A 19,151-nucleotide genomic window follows, 5' to 3' on the forward strand; every position below is an offset into this window, starting at 1 on the left:
TCGATCGCCATGCAACGTTCAGGCATCACGGTGCGGTACTCGAACAGCACGAAGGAACTGAGGGTCCCCACTCGGCGCTGCTACGAAGGAATTAGGCAACGTTCGCCCTGTCGACCACGGCACGTAGGCGTTCGTCGTCCCTGGAAATGACTGCCCTCACCGCAGTCGGGCGAAGGCGGCCACGCAACCGGGCGCAGGAAGGGGAAGACAGAGAAAGCAGCAGCGGCAGCGCAGTAGAGAGGTTCGGGGTTGACCAGACCGGGTGCCTTCCTGACTCGCGACGGAGAATCGTGCGGTTTTCCGGGAACTCCCACGGAGTAGCCAGCGTCTCCAGTGATCATGAGAGAGCGTCTTGAAGCACTGAGTGGTACCGGGGTGGCCCTGGCTGGTGGATTCATAGGGCTGCTGGGATGGGCCGCGGATGCCGAACTCCGGGCGCGCGCCGGATTCGAAGCAGGGCCGGACTGGAGCGTGCTGTACGCGGAGCTTCCGCTGACCGTTCTCGTCGGAGTGGTAGCCGCTTTGTCAGCGTGGTTGCTGCCCCGGCGATGGATGATCGGGCCGTCCGTTGCCGGGTACGCAGGCCGCGCCGCGCTCGTCGCCATAGTGCTGGCCGGATTCTGGCTGGCTGTCCAGGGCTGGTACGCAGCACTGCCCGAGTCAGTGCCGGACCACAAGCCCTAGTTCCCTCGGGGGCGCTTGGCCGCGATCACGGCACCTCGTCCGCCTTCCTAATGCCGTATCAGGCAATGTTTGCCCTGTTGTGATGTGACGTGCCGTCTCGGTGCTTTGCCAGGCGGTGCGTGACCGTCACCCTGTCCGGGTGGCAGAACGAGTACGCGTACGCGAGATCGACGATGACGAAGGCAGACGGCTGCTGCGGATCATCCGCCGGGGCACCGGGTCGGTGGTGACCTGGCGGCGGGCCCAGATGGTCCTGCTGTCCGCCCAGGGCATGCCTGTGGCGAAGATCGCCGAAGTGACGTTCACCAGCGATGACCGGGTCCGGGACGTGATCCACAACTTCAACACCGACGGCTTCGGCTCCCTGTATCCCAAGTACAAGGGCGGCCGGCCGAGAACCTTCACCCTCCCGGAATGCCGGGAGATCAAGAAGATCGCGAAGTCCAAGCCGGCCGAGCACAGCCTGCCGTTCTCCACCTGGAGTCTGACCAAGCTGACCGACTTCCTGGTCGCCGAGGGGGTGGTCGACGACATCAGCCACGAGGGCCTGCGCATCCTGCTCCGCGAGGAAGGCGTCTCGTTTCAACGCCTGAAGACATGGAAGACCTCCCGCGACCCGGACTACGCGGCCAAGAAGGCCCGCGTCGAGCACCTCTACGCGATCGCCGACGGCGAGGTCATACCCGAGGATGGTGAGCCCGAAGTCGTCTTCTGTATGGACGAGTTCGGGCCGTTCAACCTGATGCCCCACCCGGGCCGGCAGTGGGCCGAACGCGGCGGAAGGCACAAGGACCCCGACCGCGAACCACGCCGCAGGCGGCGGGCGACCTACGCCCGCCCGCACGGGGTCCGGCATCTGTTCGCCGCCCTGGACATGGCCAAGGACAAGCTCTACGGCCACATCAAGCTGGTCAAGAAGCGCACCCAGCTCCTGGCGTTCTGCCGTTACCTGCGCAGCCTCTACCCGCCCGAGGTCCGTATCGCGATCGTCTGTGACAACTTCTCCCCGCACCTGACTACGAAGAAGTGCCAGCGGGTCGGCACCTGGGTGGCCGGCCGGATCGTCCCCGGCTTCGTGGCAACGTCCCAGGGACTGATCCGCTGCGACGCAGCGGTGTGCAACAGGCGCGTTGACGACACGCCGCGCGGCCTGAGCGTCTGCGAACCCGCCGCCTACCGGGGCGGTGTCGGTGTGTCACCCCTGTTCGCCGATGCCGCGACGGCCTCCTGCGCATGCCTGAGTCCGCTCATCGCCATGCCCTCACCGCTCCGGTCACCGAGTGCACGGAAGAGGCCGGCGCCTGCCGTGTAGGCGTCAACCGCCTCCTGGAACCTGCGCACTTTCACCAGCGCTTCGCCGAAGCTCCCCAACGCCATTGCCTCGAGCCGGTGTTCGCCCCGCTCCCGGCAGATCTCCACGTCCCGGGCATGGGCATCCACGGCCTCCTCGCACCTGCCAGCCGCCTGGAGGGCGCCGCCGAGCCCGTGCAGGGCCATGGCTTCGCACTGCAGGTCGTTGAGTGCGCGGAATATCTCGACGGCGGCGGTATGGGCGTCGATCGCCTCCTCGCAGCGCCCGCTCCGTGTGAAGGCGCTGCCCAACCCGTCCAGAGCAATGCCCTCGTCACGACGTACACCCAGGGTGCGGGACAGGTGGATGGCCCGGGTACGCACATCGATGGCCTCGTCGAGGCGGCCTGCTTCCTCCAGGGTGATACCCAGCCCATTGAGTCCCATCACCTCCCCGTGCCCGTCGCCGAGTTCCCGGTGCACGGCAACGCAGGTGGCCTGAGCGTCAATGGCCTCCTGCGACCTGCCCGCCGCCTGCAGTGCGAGGCCGAGGCTCCCCCATGCGTCGGCCTCGCTCCGCCGGTCACCGAGTTCCTGACAGACGGCCACCTGCCGCTCGTACACGTCAACGGCCTCCTCGAACCGGTGCGCGTCCGTAAGCACGTGGCCGGCGCCGCTGAGCGAGGTGTTCTCCGCATGCAGGTCGCCGAGTTCACGGTCGATGCCGATGGCGGCCATGTGGGTGTCCATGGCTTCATCGGTCCGCCGCACCGCCATGGAGGCATGCCCGAGCCGGTTGAGCGCCTCGGCTTCACCCCGCCGGTCACCGATCTCACGGCAGAGGTCGAGGCCTGCGGTGTAGGCGGCGAATGCCTCGCCGTGGCGACCCGATTTCCTGAGGGCGTCGCCGAGCCCTCCCAGTCCTGTCGCCTCCCTCCGCCGGTCGCCGAGCGCACGGTAGAGGTTCACGGCTGTGCCATGAAAGCGCGCGGCCTCCTCGTATCGATGCGCCCCGTCGAGGGCATGGCCGAGAAGACCCATCCCACCGGCCATGCCGTACTGGTCGTCGATCTCACGGCATAGTTCGAACGCGGCACTGTGGGCGTCGATCGCCTCCCTGAAACGCCCGCATGCCACCAGGGCGCTTCCCAGGTTGTCCAGCGCGGCGGCTTCGCCTCGTTGGTCGCCCAGCTTGCGGAAGGCCTCGGCGGCGCGGGTCTGGGCGTCGATGGACTCCTGGTACCGCCGCAGGTCCAGCAGATCACGGCCGAGGTTGGTCGTCCCGGTTGCTTCGCCGTACGGATCTCCGAGGTCGTGCCACAGAGCGACGGCCGACTCGTGGGCCGTCACGGCGTCCTCGAACCGCCGCACCCTCGTCAGGCCGTTGCCGAGATTGTTCAGAGCCACGGCCTGGCCAGGCCGGTCCCCCCGTTCGCCGAGGACCTCCGCGGCGGCCTCGGTGAGAAGGTTCAGTTCGTCGAAATGCTGGCACTCGATGCAGTAGCGGGTCAGGGCAGTGGCCAGCTCGGTGGCCGCGGCGTGGCCGCGCGCGGCAGGGGACACGGCCGCGGCGACGACAGCGGCCCGTTCGGCGTCCAGCCATGCCAGCGCCTGCCCCTGTCCGGCGAACCGGGCCGAGGCGGTGGTGTCCTCGCTACCGGCCATCCGGGCGTCTGCAGCCCGGGCAAGGGCGAGATAGTGGTCCAGGAGCCGGTCCATGGCGGCATCGCGCCGGTCGTCGCCGAGGTGGGCCCGGCCGAGCTCCTCGCCGTACAGCCGGATGAGATCGTGCAGCGACCAGCGGTCGGCGGACGCGCTCTGCAGGAGATGGGCCCGCGCGAGATCGGCCAGCATTCGCCGAGCAGTGCCCTCCTCCAGAAGAGCGGTGGCTGCCTCGGTGGAGATGTCGGGTCCGGGGGCGGCAGCGAGCAGTCGAAATGTCCTCTTCTGCCGCCCGTTCAGATGCCGGTAGGACAGATCGAAGGATGCGCGGATGGCCAGGGGGCTGCCGTGTTCGTCGGTGTCCTCGTACTGCAGGGCGTCCAGGCGCGTGCGGGCGTCGGCCAGTTCCTCCGCTTGGCCGGACAGGAGACGGGCGGGTTCGTCACGCAGCAGGGCTGCGATGATCCGCAGGGACAACGGAAGATTCCCGCACAGCTCCACCAGGTTGCGTGCGTCGGAGGGCTGGGCGGTGACGCGGACGTCGTTGGTGTCACCCTCGCGTAGCGCCCGGTCCAGGAGCCTGACGGCCTCGTCCGCGGACAGCGGGTCCAGCTCGATGCGCTGGGCGGGCAGCGTGGCGAGCGTGTGACGGCTGGTGATGAGCATGCGATGCGGCGGGGCGGGCAGCAGGCCGGCTATCTGAGTGACCTTGCGGACATTGTCCAGGACCACCAGCAGCGGACGGCCCTCCTCGGCAAGGTCGTTCAGGGCCAGGTGCCAGGCGTCCCGCTTGCCGTCCGCGGTGGCCGGCAGGTCCTTGTCCCCGACGCCGACCATGCGCAGGAGGCGGTCGACGACCGCTGTGGCTTCCACCTCATGGTCCGTCATATAGCCGTGCAGGTCCGCGAAGAGCACGCCTCCCGGGAACACTCCCCGCGCGCGGTGAGTGGCATGCAGGGCGAGTGCGGTCTTGCCGACCCCGCCCATGCCGGACACCACACAGACGGCTGAGGGCGGCCCGCCCTCCTCCGGGGCGGCCTCGGGTACCGGGCCGAGCCACGAGAGGATCCTCTCCGCCTCCGCCTCACGGCCGGTGAATCCGAGCGGGGGCGGCGGGAGGTTGACCGGCCCCTGGACATCGGCCTCGCGCCTCGCTGCCGTTCGGCCACCGCGGGACGCCTCGCGCTCGGCCCGCGCCTCCGTAAGCAGTTGCTGCCAGGCGCCCGGGCGCAGGGCCCGATAGCCGCCCTTGTGCTGCGCGCGGCCTTCGAGGAAGCGGATCACGGCGAGGAAGTGGGCGTCGCGGTCGGGTGCGGGCACGCTCTCGCCGTTGAGCCAGGCGCTGATCGCGGATTTTCTGGCCGCGTACTGCGTCGTTCTTCCGGGTCCCACCGCTGCCGGCCGCGGGGGCGGTCCGTCCGCCTTCCGTGGCAGACCGAGATCGCGCGCCAGCGCCTCGAGCCGGGACAGCGCAGGAGACTCAGCCGCTTCGTACACATGGCGCACGTGCTTCCAGAACCGTCCCGCAGCAGTGTCCATCGCTCCCCGGCCCCCGTTGCTTCCGGAGATGCGGCCCCTCCGGAAGGCGCACATTCCGCTGGTGACCACGCTAGTTGGCGGTCGGCGCGGGTGTGCGACTTCGCAGGAAACCTCCCGGAAGCGCGGTCATGGATGCCTAGCCGACCGCCGCCCCGGCAGTCGGCATCCGTCCCGGGAGCCCGCCATGAACCGTCAGTCCGAGTCCGCCCACCGGAACAACCGCGCCCGCCGGACGGCCATGTCACTGCGCCGCCTGACCACCGCCCTGGTGATCCGGTTCAGCGCAGCGGCGGTCACCGAGGCCGCCCGGTACTTGATCGACCGGATCCTCGACCATGCCTGACCGGACGGCGAAAGCCCTTCGCAGGGCTCTCGATCCGACCGCCTCCCGGTGACTCGGCCCGGACTCCGGGGCGTCCGGGCGGCTCGCCGCGCGCACAAGTTGCCTATTCTGTGGGCGAGCTGATCATCCACTGCCTCACGCACCCTGGAGTTCGCCATGTCCCGACCGGAGAACGACGCCACCTCGCTGCACATCGACACCAGCAAGCCGCATCCCGCCCGGATGTACGACTGGTTCCTCGGCGGCAAGGACAACTACCCGGTGGACGAGGCGATGGGCCGGCAGATGCTTGCGGTCGAACCGGGTGTCCCGGTGATGGCGAAGGTGAACCGGGCCTTCATGCACCGTGCCACCCGCTGGCTGACGGGCCAGGGCATCCGGCAGTTCCTCGACATCGGGACCGGGATACCCACCGAGCCCAACCTCCACCAGGTGGCCCAGCAGGCCGCGCCCACCACCCGGGTCGTCTACTGCGACAACGATCCGATCGTGCTGGCCCACGCCGAAGCCCTGCTGAACGGCACCCCGGAGGGTGTCATCGACTACGTGCAGGCCGACGCACGGGACGTGGACGCCATCCTCGAACACGCCGGAAAGACACTGGACTTCAGCCGGCCTGTCGCGCTCTCGTTGATCTCACTGCTGCACTTCGTGAGTGACGAGGACGGTGCCTACGAGCTGGTGAGCAGGCTGACCGACGTGCTGGCGCCGGGCAGTCATCTGGTGATCTCGCACCTCACCGCCGACTTCCATCCGGAGCAGGCACGCAAGGTCGACGAGATGTACAAGGCCAACACACTCACGCTGGCGCCGCGCAAGCGCGATCAGTTCTCTGCGTTCTTCGCCGGTCTCGACATAGTCGAGCCCGGCATCGTGGCCGCCGAAGCCTGGCATCCCGAACTCGGTGAACCGGTACCCGGCCAGGAGGACATCATCAGCGCGGGGTACGTGGCAGTGGGACGCAAGCCGTAACCCGGCCACGCCCTCACCACACGCCCCCCGCCTGCCGGTCCGAGTCCCGGGTTCCGGTGCCGGTCAATCGCGAACCCGGGCTGCTGGCGGCGCTGCTGAGCCGTGTGATGATACGCGGATGCCGAACGGCCCTGGGGAGGGCCGGGCACGTCAAAGGGGCGGGAGCGCAGCGTGAGCAAGGGTGGGGCGTCCATACCGGACGAGGAGTGGGAGCGCTTCTTGCGGGACGCCGAGGCGGGGACCCCGGGCGCGCCCGAGGAGCCGTCGGCGCGGGCCCGGATGGTGGCGCCTGCGAGCGCCCTGCGGCGCGGCTGACGGCGAAGCCGAGCTTGTCCGTGCTGAAATGCCGACGCGCGGGTTCCCCTGCTCGGGCTGTTCTTCGGGGCTATGAAGCGGATGACGGTCCAGTCGAGACCCGACTGCTTGATGGTGCAGGTGACGGTGATCTCGCCGAGGGTCCCGGCACGGAAGGCGTCGAACGCCTCCGACGCCTGCTCCAGCGGGAACGTCGCAGTGACCGGGATACGCAGCTCGCCGGCGCAGCCTTGTCGGCCAGGGTCACGAGGGCTTGAGGGTCGGGGCCGGCCATGATCGGGTGGGCGGTGACGTCCTCGGTCTCGACGGCGTCCTGGGTCAGGCCGAGGGGGGAGGCGATCCGCCCGCCCTCGCGTCGCCCGCCAGGTGCAGCACCGCGTCGACGCCCACTGGGGGTGAGCGCGCGGACCTGGGCGTCGAGGTCGGCCGAGTAGAGGTCAGCCCGGCGGCCGTCATGCCGAGCCACGCTGCCACGTCCTTGAAGGTCACCCCCGGTAACGGGCGGTGCCGAACAGTTCGGCCGCGGCCTCGATCGCCGCCGCCCTCACCCTGGCACTGTTCGCGTCGGGGTCCCTCGAGGTCCACATGATGGCGGTCTTCAAGGAGTTCCTGCCGCGGGCCGGCGTCACCCTGCCGGGGCGGTTCGGAGAGATGCTGGTGAACTACTGCAGGTGCGCTGCCGAGCGCTGAGCAGCTTGAAGATCCTTAATGGATCTTCTGCTGCTCCAGCCATTTGAAGACCTCGGCCCTCTTGTGCAGGACTTTGGCATTCTTGCCGCGGCCGAGTTTGTAGCCACTCAAGCCCAGTTTCGACGCCTCCCTGTAGACCCAGCTCGTGGACATACTGAGCATCGTGGCGACCTCGGAGGTGTCGATAAGGACAGGCTCGACGGGCTGGCGCCTGCGCGATCGGCCGTTGTCGGTGCGGCTTTCGGTGGGGTGCGGCTGCGGTTCCAAGGGTAAGAGGGCTCCTTGAGGTTGGCCCGAGGCTGATCGCTGCGTTGGGCCGCGTTCTGCTCTGGCCGGATTTGGAAGCTTCTTGAGACCCGCCCCGTGTCGCTCCGAGGGGACACCGGTCGGACCTTGGCCATGGTCATGAGAACCGCCGGTTTTGCTGACCCGCGATTCGCTGCTAGGTTCCCGCGCTGCGCCGAGCCCCCCGCGATGCTCAGGAGCGCCTTCCTCGTGGACAACGGGAGGCATTGAGCCACCTTCAGCTCGTCGGGATGACGGTGATCACGGATACCCGAGAAGGAGCGCTGCGTAGGCTTGTGAAGTCGTCGCGGTGGGGTCCGGGAGTGCGGGCTAGGCCCTTCCGCCGATACCTGATGATGCGTCAGTGAAGTCAGCAAGTGGTCAGCGTGAGCCCTGAAGAACCTGGGGAATGCTGCCCGGACATGCGACTCGTTGTAGGGTGAGGAAACAGCACTTGACCTGCAAAAATGCAGGCAGGGAGCCCATGTCCAGGAGTACCTCGATGATACGAACAATGTTCAAATCCAAGATCCACCGGGCCACCGTGACCCAGGCCGACCTGCACTACGTCGGCTCCGTCACCGTCGATGCCGAGCTGATGGAAGCCGCGGATCTGCTGCCCGGCGAGCTGGTGCACATCGTCGACATCGACAACGGCGCCCGCCTGGAGACGTACGTCATCGAGGGCGAACGCGGCTCCGGTGTCATCGGTATAAACGGCGCCGCCGCCCACCTCGTGCACCCCGGTGACCTGGTCATCCTGATCAGCTACGCCCAGGTCGACGATGCCGAGGCCCGTGGACTGACCCCGCGCATCGTGCACGTCGACGCCGGCAACCGTATCGTCGCGCTCGGTGGCGATGCCTCCGAGCCCGTGCCCGGCACCGCCACCGAACGGAGCCCGCACGCCGTCCCCGCAGCGCGCTGACCCGGCTCGACCACCGAGGGAGCACCCGTCATGGCAGAACAGACCGACCGGATCGAACTCGACATCCGCGACGACCGCGCGAGCGGCAACCTGCTCGCGTACGAGAACGGCAAGGCCGCCGGAGTCATCGCGTACTTCGTGATGGACGGCGACCCGGCCGCGCTCGTCGCCGTGCACACCGTCGTCGAACCCGGCCACGAGGGCAAGGGCATCGCGGGCGCCCTCGTCCAGGAGTTCTACGCCATGGCGGGCCGTGAGGGCGTCCCCGTCGTTCCGCTCTGCCCGTACGCCGCGAAGTGGGCTGAGCGCCACCCCGACCAGGCTCCCGAGGCACCGGCCGCACTGGTGGAGCAGGCGAAGGTGCAGCTCAAGTCCCACCCCGAACTGTAGTGATCCACACAGGCCTGGGGGTTGTACCGTTTGGCCCATGACGCTCGCCCTGCTGCACACCTCCCCGGCCCACGTCCCGGTCTTCGATGCGCTCCGGGACACGGACCATCCCGGACTCTCCCTGCGCCATCTCGTGTACGAGGACCTGCTCACCCGGGCAAGGGAATCGGGTCCGGAAGCGGTGTCGGGCGAGATCCGGGCGCTGCTTGCGGGTGTCGTCACCGAGGGCGCCTCCGCCGTGCTCTGTACCTGTTCGACGATCGGCGGGGTCGCGGAGTCGGCCGCGGCGGCGATCGGCGTCCCCGTGCTGCGTGTCGACCGCCCGATGGCGGCCGCTGCCGCGGAACGGGAACGCGTGGTGGTCCTCGCGACGGTCGCCGGCACCCTGGAGCCGACCCTCGCGCTGCTCGCCGAAGAGGCGGGGGACCGGCCCGTCGACGTCAGGACCGTCATGGTCGACGGCGCCTGGGCGTGCTTCGAGGCCGGTGACCGCGACGGCTATCTGGACCTGGTCGCGGCGGCTGCCGATGCGGTGACGGACACCGATGTGATCGTGCTGGCGCAGGCATCCATGGCCGATGCGGTCACCCGTACGGTCACCCGGATCCCGGTGCTCTCCAGCCCCCGGCCGGGCCTCGCCGCCGCGGCCGCCGTCGCGCGCTGACCTGCCGGAGGTTTGCGTACCCGCGCGGATCATTCGGAACCTGTACGTATGGACTCGCCAGGCGCGGGCAGCCGCTCCGGGAGACGGTGGAAGGAGATCCACCCCGAACCGCTCGGAGGCCCCCGATGACCGATCCATACCCCGACCCCGTGCCACCGGCGCCCACCCCGGGACCGATGCCGGGGCCTCCGTCACCGCTGCCGCAGCCGCCGCCTCCGCCGCCCGGACCCGTCCCGCCCGGCCCGGCGCCGGATCCGATTCCGCAGCCGCCCACGCCGGAACCGCAGCCGTCACCCCAGCCGGCCGGTTGACCGCTGCCCGATGCACTTCGCGGGCTCTGTCCTCCCGGGCGGTGTGCCTCAGGACCCGGCCAGGACGGCGTTCGCCCGCGCGGTGACCTCGGTGAGTACGCGGCCTGCCACTGCCAGGTCCTCGGCCGGCAGGCCCGCGTACAGCCGGACCGTGATATCGGCGATTCCGGCCCTGTTCGCATGGTGCCGGTCACGACCTGCGGGCGTGAGGCCGACGCGGGATGTGCCGCCGGGGGTCTCCTCCAGCAGCCCTGCGGCGGTCAGTTCGGCCGGCGCCGCTTCAACGACCTCTGCGTCGATCTTCAGCGTGCCGGCCATACGGCCGATGAGCCGGCCGCGCCCGATCGCCTCGCCGTTGTCCGCGACGGCGTTCAGTGCCACCGACTGGTGGAACGTGGTTCCGGTGGTGGCCGGCAGCCGTTCGAGAACGGCCCGGGTGGCGTAGTGGGCCTGGCCGATGACCTGGCCGTTGACGGGCGGTGTGGCGGACATGGCTACTCCTTGCTGGATTTACTCGATTTGGTCGACTTGTTCGATGAACCCGGAACTGCGGGAATCGGTACGTCGAGAAGTGCTGTCAACGTGCGCGTGAATGCCTCGGTGTCCGCACCGTCCAGGCCGCCCAGCGGGGCCAGTTGCTGATCGAGGAGCTCTCGTACGACATCGACCGCGCGGAGCGTGACCGCGCGCCCCTCTTCGGTGAGTGAGAGCTGGACGGCCCGGGTGTCGCCGGGATCGGTGGTGCGCTCGATGAGGCCGGCGGTCTCCAGGGTGCGGGCCAGCTTCGACACATAGAGCGGTTCGAGCCCGGTGTGGTCCGCGAGTCGGCGCTGGCTGGGCCGCAGCCCCGACTGCTGCATCCCGAGCAGGGATCCGAGCAGTGAGTACTGCGCATGCGTCAGGCCGAACGGCCCGATCGCCCGGTCGACGGCCACCCGCCACTTCATCGACAGGCGCCAGACCAGGAAGCCGGGGGTCGGTCCCTCGGGTGCGTTGCTCATGACAGATAGAGTACATAGCTACTATGTACATGGCTGCTAAATTGGCGGACGTGGAATGGCGCTTGCGCGGGAATCGCACTGTTTGCCGTGGTGGCCGTGTGGCGATGAGGATTGCGCCATGCCTTCCTTCACCGCCTCTGACGGCACTGAACTCGCCTACCACGCCGTGGGCGAGGGCGAGCCGCTGCTCTGCCTTCCCGGTGGCCCCATGCGCGCCTCCGCCTACCTCGGCGATCTCGGTGGACTGTCGAAGCGACGTCGGCTGATCATGCTCGACCTGCGGGGCAGCGGTGACTCCGCCGTCCCCGCCGACCCGGCCACGTACCGCTGCGATCGGCAGGTCGCCGATGTCGAGGCACTCCGTGATCATCTCGGTCTCGGTCGCGTCGACATGCTCGCGCACTCGGCGGGCGGCGATCTCGCCCTTCTGTACGCGGCCCGGCACCCGCAGCGCATCCGCACCCTGACCCTCATCACCGCCCGTGCGCGCGCCCTCGGCACCGACTTCACCTGCGAACACCGCCGGGAGGCGGCCGCCCTGCGCAAGGCCGCGCCGTGGTTCGAGGCCGCACGCGAGGCCTACGAGAGGGTCTGGACCGGCGCCGCCACCGACGCCGACTTCGAGGCCAGTGCCCCCTTCTTCTACGGCCGTTGGGACGCGGGAGCCGAGAAGCATGCCGCATCCGAGGCGGAACAGACCAACGAGGAGGCTGCGGACATCTATGCGTCCCGCGGTGCTTTCGACCCCGAGGCGGCCCGGGCCGCCCTGACCGCGTGGGACGCGCCGGTCCTCGTCCTTGCGGGCGAATTGGACAGCGGTCCGCTTCCCCGTATCGCCGCCGGCATCGCGGAGTTGTTCCCCCGGGCCGAACTGGCCGTCCAGCCGGACGCGGGCCATTACCCCTGGCTCGACGACCCCCGCCGATTCGCCCGGATCGTCGAGGCGTTCCTCGCCCAGGGGCGTGGCGGGCCGACGATCTGACCCGACTGGACGGAACTCAGGCGGTGGGCGGCCGCACCGGCGCCGGTCCCAGCGTGGTGCTGCCGGGTGAGGCCCGATGCCCGAGCCCGGTCCGGTACGCGTCCATCGCCGCCTCGGTCCGCCCCAGGCGCCGCAGCAGATCGCCCAGGAGCCGGCAGATGTCCGCGAGATCACCTGCGGCGCCCGCCCGCTCCAGCAGGGCCAGCGCGGTGACGTAGTGCTCCTCGGCGGAATCGAGATCGCCCTCGTCCTCGTGGATGAGGCCGAGCAGCCGATGCGCGCCGCCGGCATGCACCGAGCCCCGGTCGGGGTGCAGTTCGCCCAGGAGCCGATGCAGCAACTCCCGGGCCTGGGCCGTCTTGCCGCGCCGGCGAAGTACATCGGCGAGCTCCACCTCGACCTGCGCCGTGTACAGGGCGGCCCGTTTCGACGCCAGCATGTCGCGGGCGGCGAGCAGCTCGGTCTCGGCGCCGGACAGATCGCCGTCCTGTGCGTGTACGTAGCCACGCATCCAGTGGCAGTGCGCCAACTCCGTCCGGATCTGGAGCTGTTGGTAGATCTCGGCCGCCCTGGCGAGGGAGGCGTCCGCCTCCGTGGTGCGGCCCGCTGCGATGAGCGTGCGCGCGACACTCCGGTGCAGTCCGGCGACCAGCTCCGGATCGGACACCTGTGGCGCCAGAGCCAGCGCCAGCTCACCCGCCTGGGCGGCACGGGCATGGGCGCCCATGTCCATGTACGGCGCGATCGCGGCCGTGTACAGCAGCAGGAGCGCGGCGGGGTCCTGCAGCCCGGAGGTGTTGAGCTCGTCGATGGCGCTTTCCAACAGGTAGCAGGCGTACCGGAGTTCGCCCGCCAGGAGATGGGCGACCGCCCGGCCGCGGACGGCCGGGGCGCGCCGGGGGAGCGGTGCGTCGGCGAGCAGCTTCTCCGCGGTCTCGAAGTGCCCGCGGGCCACGGGCAGATCGCCCGTCTCCAGTGCGCACTGGCCGAGCCCGAGGAGGGCTGTGGCACGTTCGCCGTCGAGTCCGTGCCTGTCGGCCTCGGCGAGCAGCCGGGTGTAGGTGGCGGCGGCGTCCTCGGCGGCGCCGGTGGCCAGCGTTCGCTGGGCCTCGACTAGCTTCAGCCGCAGATCGGTGGCGAGATGGGCGGGGCGTCCCGTCGCCAGCTCCTCGTACGTCACACCCAGCCGGTCCGCGAGGTGGCGGACGGCCGCTTCCGACGGGCGGACCCGGCCCGCCTCCAGGGTGGAGATGTAGGCGGGGGTGTAGGCGGGCTCGGCGAGCTGTCGCTGCGTCAGTCCACGTTTGGCACGCAGCCGTTGTACGCGCCGCCCGACGGCGCCGGGATCGTCGTCGCCCGGGCCGCGCAGGGAGTCCGGCCCGTGCCCGGAGTCGGCTCCGGTGCCTCGTCCCGTTGTGCGCTTCTCGTTCATCGCGCCGCCCCTTCTGACTCGCCCGGCCTCGAAATGCGGCCCATGCATCGTAATCGCCCGATTGTGAGCATCAACCACTCGGCCCCTGGGCCTTGTTCGGGGCCTCGCTCCCTTCTAGGTTAAGCACCATCGTAAGTCGATTTAACTCATGAGTTACGTCATGGTCGTGCCCCAGAAGTGCCCCAGAACCTGAAGGAGTTGTCCATGCGCATACGCCCCCACGCGCGCCGAACAGCAGGAACGGTGGCGGGACTTGCTCTCGCCGGCCTCCTGGCGGCGACCGCCGCCACCGTCCCCGCGTCAGCCACCCCCACCGACACCGATGGCGGCCGGCGCGTCGAGGCCGAGTACTTCCCCGACCCCGGCGGCCCGGGCAGGACCGTGGAGGTCCCTGCCGCCCCCCCTGGGCAGACGGGCAGAAGCGCCGCCGCCCCGCTGAGCGCCGCCGAGGCCGCACTCGACGGCACGGTGGGCGAGCAGGCCGTGACCGGCACCACCGACGACCGTCTGGACATCGTCATCATCGGCGACGGCTACACGGCGGACCAGCAGGACGACTTCCACGCGGACGCCACCGCCAAGTGGGCCGACATCACCGCCCTGGAGCCGTACAAGAGCTACCAGGGTCTGTTCAACGTCTGGACCGTCGATGCCGTCTCCAACGAATCAGGCATCAGCGGCGATCCCGGAGCGGACACCGTCAAGGACACCGCACTGGGCAGCTACTTCTGGTGCTCGGACACCGAGCGGCTGATCTGCACCGACATCGACAAGGTGGCCGCCTACGCCGCCAAGGCCCCGGCCGCCGACCTCGTGGTCGTCATCGCCAACTCCACCAAGTACGGCGGCGCGGGCTACTCCGGACTCCAGGCCGAGGGCTACCCCTTCAACGGAGTCTCCACCCTCTCCTCCGACCACGCCTCGTCCAGCCTGATCGCCGCCCATGAGATCGGGCACTCGGTGGGCCTGCTCGACGACGAGTACACATACGACGCGTACGGCACCTGGACCGGAGGCGAGCCGGGCGGAATCAACTCCACCACCTACACGCCCGCGCAGCTCACCGAGAAGCAGGCCAAGTGGTACCGCTGGCTGGGGCAGAGTGACCCGGCGGGCGGCACGGTCGGCACGTACGAGGGCAGTGCCTACTACCCGTTCGGGATCTACCGCCCGACCGCCTCATCGATCATGCGCGAGCTGAGCAACACCGAGTTCAACCTGCCGGGACGCGAGGCGATGATCGCCGGGTTCTACCGCGCGGGCAACGCGCTGAGCAGCACCGTGGACACGGCCGCCACCGTCGGGCCCGGCCGCCGTCTCGTGGTGACGCCGGCGGGCCTCGGCACCGTCGGCGCCAAGCCCCACACGCACGGGCGGCCCGGCGCCACCACCGGCCTCGCCAGGACCGATCTGCGCTGGTACGTCGACGGCGTCGAGAAGGTCTCCGCCCGGGGACGTACCTCCGTCACCCCGGCCTCGCTCGGAGTCCACGCGGACGGCCACGGCCACAAGGTGACCGCCGAGGCCGTGGACCGTACGGACGCCATCCGCGACCCCGCCGTCCGTGCCCTGGCCACCGACACGCTCACCTGGAGCGTCAGGGCGACCGGGCACAGGGGGTAACACCTCAGGCGATGATCGGGACCACGGCCTCGGGCGTCAGCATCCGGAAGGTGAACGCCTGATGGAAGTAGAGCCGGATGCTGGTCGCGTCGTGGTCCTGATAGCCGATCGACAGATCCTGGCCCAGGCACAGTTCGAAGTCGCCGCCACGGGTGGACAGCAGTACGCCACCCGCGACGGCGGGCGCCCAGAGGATCTGGTCGTCGAGCAGCCGGGCCAGATGGGTGGCCACCGGATATCCGTGGTCGGAGGTCTCGGTCGCCTCGGTGAAGGCGTCGGCACCGAGCAGCAGTCGGTACGGCCCGTCGACACCGGCCAGCCGCAGCTGGGTGAGTGCCTGGCTGACGGTGGCCGGATAGTCGCGGGCGTCGGCCGGCAGTGGCAGCGGTGAGTGCGAGGAGCCGTCCCGGAGTCCGGTGATGCCGGCCGACGCGTACCCGTCGATGATCGCCATGTCCTCGGCGAACGCACAGGTGCGGGCCGCGTCCTTGACGGGCTGCCAGTCGCTGTCGTCGGAACCGCGCTCGACGTCGTCCACGGCCGACCGGGTCACCGTGAAAGGCACCCGCCAGTCGATGACGGGCATCGAGGTACGGGCCCGGGCGATCACGTCCGGCGTGGGCGGATCGACGTCGCGCAGATGACCGTCGCCGATGGCGGCCAGCTCGGGACCGTCCGGGCCGGTCACGTCGACGACACGGCGTCCCGCCACATGGCGGCTGAAGGTGCGTCGGGCCTCTTCTTCGATCTGGTCCCAGGCGGCTTCCGTGACAGGGGCGAGTTCGCGGTGGAGGTTGTTCATCACTGGGCGCTTTCTTGCAGGCTGCCGATGTGCAGCGAACCGTTGGCCGAACGGACCGGGACCGGGGCCTGTGCCACGGCCGGCGCGGACGCCGGCTCCGGCAGGGTCTCGGTCGCGGTCGCTGCGGGCGACGGCGGCGGGGCGTCGAAGAAGTCGGCGCTGGGGACGTAGAAGAGCGTGCCGGTGACCGCCGTCGAGAAGTCGAGGATGCGGTCGTACGTGCCGGGCGGATTGCCGAGGAACATATTGCGGAGCATCTGCTCGGTCACGCCCGGGTCGGCGGCGTAACCGATGAAGTACGTGCCGAACTCGCCCTGTCCGAAGCTGCCGAACGGCATGTTGGCCCGCAGGATCTCGCGTTCCGTGCCGTCCGGGTCGGTGATCGTGTTGAGGGCGACATGCGAGTCGGCGGGCTTGACGTCGTCGGGGAACTCGATGTCGGCGAACTTCGTACGGCCGATGACCCGCTCCTGCGCCTCGGTGCTCAGCGTGTTCCAGGACGCGAGGTCGTGCAGATACTTCTGCACGATGACGTAGCTGCCACCCGCGAACTCCGGATCCTCGGCGCCGACCAGGGCCGCCGACTGCGCACCCGCCCCCACGGGGTTCTCGGTTCCGTCCACGAAGCCGAGCAGATCCCGGTGGTCGAAGTAGCGGAACCCCTGTGTCTCGTCGACGACCTTCACCGCCCCGCCGAGCCGGTCGAGGAGCTGGGACGCCCACTCGTAGCACACGTCCATCCGCTCGGCCCGGATGTGGAACAGCAGGTCCCCCGGAGTGGCGGGGGCGTGGTGGCGGGTACCGTGCAGTTCCTGGAACGGGTGGAGCCCCGCAGGGCGCGGCCCCGCGAACAGCCGGTCCCAGGCGTTGGAACCGAAGCCGGTCACGGAGACCAGGCCGGTGTCCGGGAACCTGAATCCGATGGAGCGGGTGATCGCCGCCAGATCCGGCAGCATCTCGCGTACGGCGGGCTCACCGCCGGGCTCGATCGTGGCGACCAGAATCAGGGCGGCGCTGGTCAGCGGCGCTACGACGGGCTGGGCAGCGACCGGTTCCGGCGTGGCGTCGGGCATTCGGGGGCTCCATGGGGCGTCAGCGGTACGGAACGGCAGCGAGCTCGCGGTGCGGGGGCGACAAGGGGGCCCGCTGCTACTTACGCACACGTACGACGACGCCGCACCCCGGGTCACCCGACCGGGCGACCCCGTGGATGGTCCTGTGCTCCCCGTGATCCCCCAGCGTGCTTGCGGCCGCCCCGGACGACGGCACGGCGCGGGGCCGGCCGTGGTGGCCGGTCCGGCCGGCCACAGCAGATTCGTCGGCGCGGCCAACTCCGGGGCGGTCCACCAGAGGTGTCCGGGCCCGGGGTCACATGCGTCGGACCGGTCGTCTCCGGCAGCTCCCGTGACGCCGCCTGCTCGTGGCTCTCGCCCGGTTCGAGTTCACCACCGGCGGTGAGGGCGTGGAGGGGTCCGCCTCGTCCCGGACCCCGGCGAGGCCATCTCGCATCCCGCATCTCGAATGCTGCCTTCGCCGAGGACGTGGAGCGCGCACCGGCGCCCCGCGTATCAGCCCGCTCCGACCTCCGACCGGTCGCCGCCCCAGAGCGTGTGGAAGGAGCCCTCGCGGTCCGTACGCCGATACGTGTGCGCGCCGAAGAAGTCGCGCTGCCCCTGGGTGAGGGCCGCGGGCAGCCGGTCCGCGCGCAGTCCGTCGTAGTACGAGAGCGCGGCTGCGAACCCGGGCGTCGGCACTCCCTGCCGCACCGCCTCGGCGACCACCGTGCGCCAGTCGTCCTGCGCCGCGCCGATCTCCTCGGCGAACTGCTCGTCCGAGAGCAGACTCAGCAGGTCGGGGTGGGTGTCGTAGGCCGCCCGGATCCGGTCCAGGAACGCGGCCCTGATGATGCACCCGGCCCGCCAGATCGCTGCCACCGCGCCGAGGTCGATGTTCCAGTCGTACGCCTCGCTGCCGGCCCGGATCTGGTGGAACCCCTGCGTGTACGAGACGATCTTGGACGCGTACAGGGCCTGCTCCACCCGGTCGGCGAAGGCCGCCGCCTCCGTCGCGCCGAGCGCCTTGGGCGACGGACCCGCCAGGTCCTTCGCCGCCTCGCGCAGATCGGCATGGCCGGACAGCGAGCGGGCGAAGACGGCCTCCGCGATACCGGAGACGGGTACCCCCAGATCCAGCGCGATCTGTACTGTCCAGCGGCCCGTGCCCTTCTGCTCCGCCCGGTCCTGCACGATGTCGACGAAGGGCTTTCCGGTAGCCGCGTCGGTGTGGGCAAGGACCTCCGCCGTGATCTCGATCAGATAGGAGTCGAGGCGGCCGGTGTTCCAGCTGCGGAATGTCTCGGCGATCTTCGCGGGGGAGTAGCCCGCCACGGCACGCAGGAGGTCGTACGCTTCCGCGATCAGCTGCATGTCCGCGTATTCGATGCCGTTGTGGACCATCTTCACGAAGTGCCCGGCCCCGTCGGGACCGATGTGTGTGGTGCACGGGGTGCCGTCCTTCGCCTTGGCGGCGATCTTCTCCAGCAGCGGCCCCAGCGATTCGTACGACTGGGACGAGCCACCCGGCATGATGCTCGGCCCGTTCAGCGCGCCCTCCTCGCCGCCCGAGATGCCGACGCCCACGAAGTGGATGCCGTGCTCGCGCAGCTGCTTCTCGCGGCGGCGGGTGTCCTCGAAGTGTGCGTTGCCGCCGTCGATGATGACGTCGCCCTCTTCGAGGAGCGGGGCGAACTCCTGGATCACGGCGTCCGTCGGATCGCCCGCCTTCACCATGATGATGAGCCGGCGCGGACGTTCCAGCGCCGCGACGAACTCCTCCGGCGTGTGCGCGGCAATGAAGGAACCTTCGTCGCCGAACTCCTTGACCAGGGCGTCCGTCTTCGAGGTCGTGCGGTTGTGCACGGCGACCGTGAAGCCGTTGCGGGCGAAGTTTCGAGCGAGATTGCGGCCCATGACCGCGAGTCCTGTGACGCCGATCTGCGCAGTGCCGCTCATCTGTGTGCTCTGCAATCTGTGTGGGGGAAGCCGGGTTCTTCAGTATGGATACGGGGCGCGGTGACGGCCTGTTCAGCATCGGCCGTATGGACCCGCCCGGGCTGCGGGCTCCTGTACATGCCGGTCTTCGAGCGGCCCGGACGGGTGTACGTGTCGAAGCCATGGGCCGGCCGGTCCGTGCTCACGATCTGCGGTTTACTCGGGCCGTCCGGACCACCCGGGTCCGT

The 19,151-nt window shown here is 69.8% G+C and carries 19 protein-coding genes and 1 pseudogene; 11 read left to right on the forward strand and 9 right to left on the reverse strand.

The window, feature by feature from the left end:
• Positions 1–339: 339 nt before the first annotated feature.
• Positions 340–684: a hypothetical protein gene (locus tag ACGFU7_RS29825; RefSeq protein WP_393699806.1), complete on the forward strand. Its 345-nt coding sequence runs from the start codon at positions 340–342 to the stop codon at positions 682–684.
• A gap of 139 nt (positions 685–823) precedes the next feature.
• Positions 824–1,996, forward strand: a complete 1,173-nt coding sequence (locus tag ACGFU7_RS29830) for an IS630 family transposase (RefSeq protein ID WP_393699808.1) — start codon at positions 824–826, stop codon at positions 1,994–1,996.
• 53 nt (positions 1,997–2,049) lie between these two features.
• Here the strand turns inward: ACGFU7_RS29830 and ACGFU7_RS29835 are convergent.
• A pseudogene (locus ACGFU7_RS29835) lies at positions 2,050–5,229 on the reverse strand (tetratricopeptide repeat protein); the annotation flags it as partial.
• Between the two features lie 130 nt (positions 5,230–5,359).
• Between ACGFU7_RS29835 and ACGFU7_RS29840 the strand changes: the two are divergent.
• From ACGFU7_RS29840 to ACGFU7_RS29855, 4 genes are all read left to right on the forward strand, one after another.
• A complete protein-coding gene (locus ACGFU7_RS29840) occupies positions 5,360–5,518 on the forward strand; it encodes a hypothetical protein (protein ID WP_393699810.1) in 159 nt (52 codons plus the stop codon).
• A 156-nt stretch (positions 5,519–5,674) separates the two neighbouring features.
• Entirely contained in the window at positions 5,675–6,490 is an 816-nt protein-coding gene (locus ACGFU7_RS29845) for an SAM-dependent methyltransferase (RefSeq protein ID WP_393699811.1), read from the forward strand.
• 171 nt (positions 6,491–6,661) lie between these two features.
• Entirely contained in the window at positions 6,662–6,805 is a 144-nt protein-coding gene (locus tag ACGFU7_RS29850; protein ID WP_393700036.1) for a hypothetical protein, read from the forward strand.
• 504 nt (positions 6,806–7,309) lie between these two features.
• Entirely contained in the window at positions 7,310–7,495 is a 186-nt protein-coding gene (locus ACGFU7_RS29855) for a hypothetical protein (protein ID WP_393699812.1), read from the forward strand.
• Between the two features lie 15 nt (positions 7,496–7,510).
• Here ACGFU7_RS29855 and ACGFU7_RS29860 read toward each other — a convergent pair whose 3' ends face one another.
• Positions 7,511–7,762 carry a helix-turn-helix domain-containing protein gene (locus ACGFU7_RS29860; protein ID WP_393699814.1) on the reverse strand — a complete coding sequence of 84 codons (252 nt, stop codon included), beginning with the start codon at positions 7,760–7,762 and terminating at the stop codon, positions 7,511–7,513.
• 520 nt (positions 7,763–8,282) lie between these two features.
• On the opposite strand from ACGFU7_RS29860, the gene panD reads away from it, so the two are divergent.
• From panD to ACGFU7_RS29875, 3 genes are read left to right on the forward strand one after another with little or no spacing between them, the layout of a single operon-like run.
• Positions 8,283–8,708 (forward strand): aspartate 1-decarboxylase, encoded by a 426-nt coding sequence (gene panD / locus ACGFU7_RS29865; protein ID WP_393699816.1) that lies wholly within the window; start codon positions 8,283–8,285, stop codon positions 8,706–8,708.
• A gap of 30 nt (positions 8,709–8,738) precedes the next feature.
• A complete protein-coding gene (locus ACGFU7_RS29870; RefSeq protein ID WP_393699818.1) occupies positions 8,739–9,098 on the forward strand; it encodes a GNAT family N-acetyltransferase in 360 nt (119 codons plus the stop codon).
• 37 nt (positions 9,099–9,135) lie between these two features.
• Positions 9,136–9,762 (forward strand): aspartate/glutamate racemase family protein, encoded by a 627-nt coding sequence (locus tag ACGFU7_RS29875; RefSeq protein WP_393699820.1) that lies wholly within the window; start codon positions 9,136–9,138, stop codon positions 9,760–9,762.
• Between the two features lie 359 nt (positions 9,763–10,121).
• On the opposite strand, the gene ACGFU7_RS29880 is transcribed toward ACGFU7_RS29875, so the two are convergent.
• Positions 10,122–10,565, reverse strand: a complete 444-nt coding sequence (locus ACGFU7_RS29880) for a hypothetical protein (protein WP_393699822.1) — start codon at positions 10,563–10,565, stop codon at positions 10,122–10,124.
• 2 nt (positions 10,566–10,567) lie between these two features.
• On the reverse strand, positions 10,568–11,074 hold the full coding sequence (locus ACGFU7_RS29885) for a MarR family winged helix-turn-helix transcriptional regulator (protein WP_393699823.1): 507 nt from the start codon (positions 11,072–11,074) through the stop codon (positions 10,568–10,570).
• 118 nt (positions 11,075–11,192) lie between these two features.
• Between ACGFU7_RS29885 and ACGFU7_RS29890 the strand changes: the two genes are divergently transcribed.
• A complete protein-coding gene (locus ACGFU7_RS29890) occupies positions 11,193–12,056 on the forward strand; it encodes an alpha/beta fold hydrolase (protein ID WP_393699824.1) in 864 nt (287 codons plus the stop codon).
• A gap of 16 nt (positions 12,057–12,072) precedes the next feature.
• Here ACGFU7_RS29890 and ACGFU7_RS29895 read toward each other — a convergent pair whose 3' ends face one another.
• Positions 12,073–13,488: a tetratricopeptide repeat protein gene (locus tag ACGFU7_RS29895; RefSeq protein WP_393699826.1), complete on the reverse strand. Its 1,416-nt coding sequence runs from the start codon at positions 13,486–13,488 to the stop codon at positions 12,073–12,075.
• Between the two features lie 204 nt (positions 13,489–13,692).
• On the opposite strand from ACGFU7_RS29895, the gene ACGFU7_RS29900 reads away from it, so the two are divergent.
• Positions 13,693–15,111 carry a M64 family metallopeptidase gene (locus ACGFU7_RS29900; RefSeq protein WP_393699828.1) on the forward strand — a complete coding sequence of 473 codons (1,419 nt, stop codon included), beginning with the start codon at positions 13,693–13,695 and terminating at the stop codon, positions 15,109–15,111.
• A gap of 4 nt (positions 15,112–15,115) precedes the next feature.
• On the opposite strand, the gene ACGFU7_RS29905 is transcribed toward ACGFU7_RS29900, so the two are convergent.
• From ACGFU7_RS29905 to gndA, 4 genes are all read right to left on the reverse strand, one after another.
• The gene (locus tag ACGFU7_RS29905; RefSeq protein ID WP_393699830.1) at positions 15,116–15,913 is read right to left on the reverse strand and encodes a family 1 encapsulin nanocompartment shell protein; all 798 of its coding nucleotides are present in this window, start codon (positions 15,911–15,913) and stop codon (positions 15,116–15,118) included.
• Positions 15,913–16,986 (reverse strand): Dyp-type peroxidase, encoded by a 1,074-nt coding sequence (locus ACGFU7_RS29910; protein WP_393699831.1) that lies wholly within the window; start codon positions 16,984–16,986, stop codon positions 15,913–15,915. The genes ACGFU7_RS29905 and ACGFU7_RS29910 overlap by 1 nt, the downstream gene beginning before the upstream one ends.
• Positions 16,987–17,099: 113 nt before the next feature.
• The gene (locus ACGFU7_RS29915) at positions 17,100–17,429 is read right to left on the reverse strand and encodes an NUDIX domain-containing protein (RefSeq protein ID WP_393699833.1); all 330 of its coding nucleotides are present in this window, start codon (positions 17,427–17,429) and stop codon (positions 17,100–17,102) included.
• A gap of 52 nt (positions 17,430–17,481) precedes the next feature.
• Positions 17,482–18,924, reverse strand: a complete 1,443-nt coding sequence (gene gndA, locus ACGFU7_RS29920) for an NADP-dependent phosphogluconate dehydrogenase (protein ID WP_393699835.1) — start codon at positions 18,922–18,924, stop codon at positions 17,482–17,484.
• Between the last annotated feature and the right edge of the window lie 227 nt (positions 18,925–19,151).

It is taken from the genome of Streptomyces sp. NPDC048473 (assembly GCF_043200155.1).
In the GTDB taxonomy this organism is placed as follows: domain Bacteria; phylum Actinomycetota; class Actinomycetes; order Streptomycetales; family Streptomycetaceae; genus Streptomyces.

Bases quoted from the DNA above. Each gene is read 5' to 3' on its own strand.
- ACGFU7_RS29825 (WP_393699806.1), top strand. From the start codon at position 340: ATGAGAGAGCGTCTTGAAGCACTGAGTGGTACCGGGGTGGCCCTGGCT.
- ACGFU7_RS29840 (WP_393699810.1), top strand. From the start codon at position 5,360: ATGAACCGTCAGTCCGAGTCCGCCCACCGGAACAACCGCGCCCGCCGG.
- ACGFU7_RS29845 (WP_393699811.1), top strand. From the start codon at position 5,675: ATGTCCCGACCGGAGAACGACGCCACCTCGCTGCACATCGACACCAGC.
- panD (WP_393699816.1), top strand. From the start codon at position 8,283: ATGATACGAACAATGTTCAAATCCAAGATCCACCGGGCCACCGTGACC.
- ACGFU7_RS29870 (WP_393699818.1), top strand. From the start codon at position 8,739: ATGGCAGAACAGACCGACCGGATCGAACTCGACATCCGCGACGACCGC.
- ACGFU7_RS29875 (WP_393699820.1), top strand. From the start codon at position 9,136: ATGACGCTCGCCCTGCTGCACACCTCCCCGGCCCACGTCCCGGTCTTC.
- ACGFU7_RS29880 (WP_393699822.1), bottom strand. From the start codon at position 10,565: ATGTCCGCCACACCGCCCGTCAACGGCCAGGTCATCGGCCAGGCCCAC.
- ACGFU7_RS29885 (WP_393699823.1), bottom strand. From the start codon at position 11,074: ATGAGCAACGCACCCGAGGGACCGACCCCCGGCTTCCTGGTCTGGCGC.
- ACGFU7_RS29890 (WP_393699824.1), top strand. From the start codon at position 11,193: ATGCCTTCCTTCACCGCCTCTGACGGCACTGAACTCGCCTACCACGCC.
- ACGFU7_RS29895 (WP_393699826.1), bottom strand. From the start codon at position 13,488: ATGAACGAGAAGCGCACAACGGGACGAGGCACCGGAGCCGACTCCGGG.
- ACGFU7_RS29900 (WP_393699828.1), top strand. From the start codon at position 13,693: ATGCGCATACGCCCCCACGCGCGCCGAACAGCAGGAACGGTGGCGGGA.
- ACGFU7_RS29905 (WP_393699830.1), bottom strand. From the start codon at position 15,913: ATGAACAACCTCCACCGCGAACTCGCCCCTGTCACGGAAGCCGCCTGG.
- ACGFU7_RS29910 (WP_393699831.1), bottom strand. From the start codon at position 16,986: ATGCCCGACGCCACGCCGGAACCGGTCGCTGCCCAGCCCGTCGTAGCG.
- ACGFU7_RS29915 (WP_393699833.1), bottom strand. From the start codon at position 17,429: ATGCGGGATGCGAGATGGCCTCGCCGGGGTCCGGGACGAGGCGGACCC.
- gndA (WP_393699835.1), bottom strand. From the start codon at position 18,924: ATGAGCGGCACTGCGCAGATCGGCGTCACAGGACTCGCGGTCATGGGC.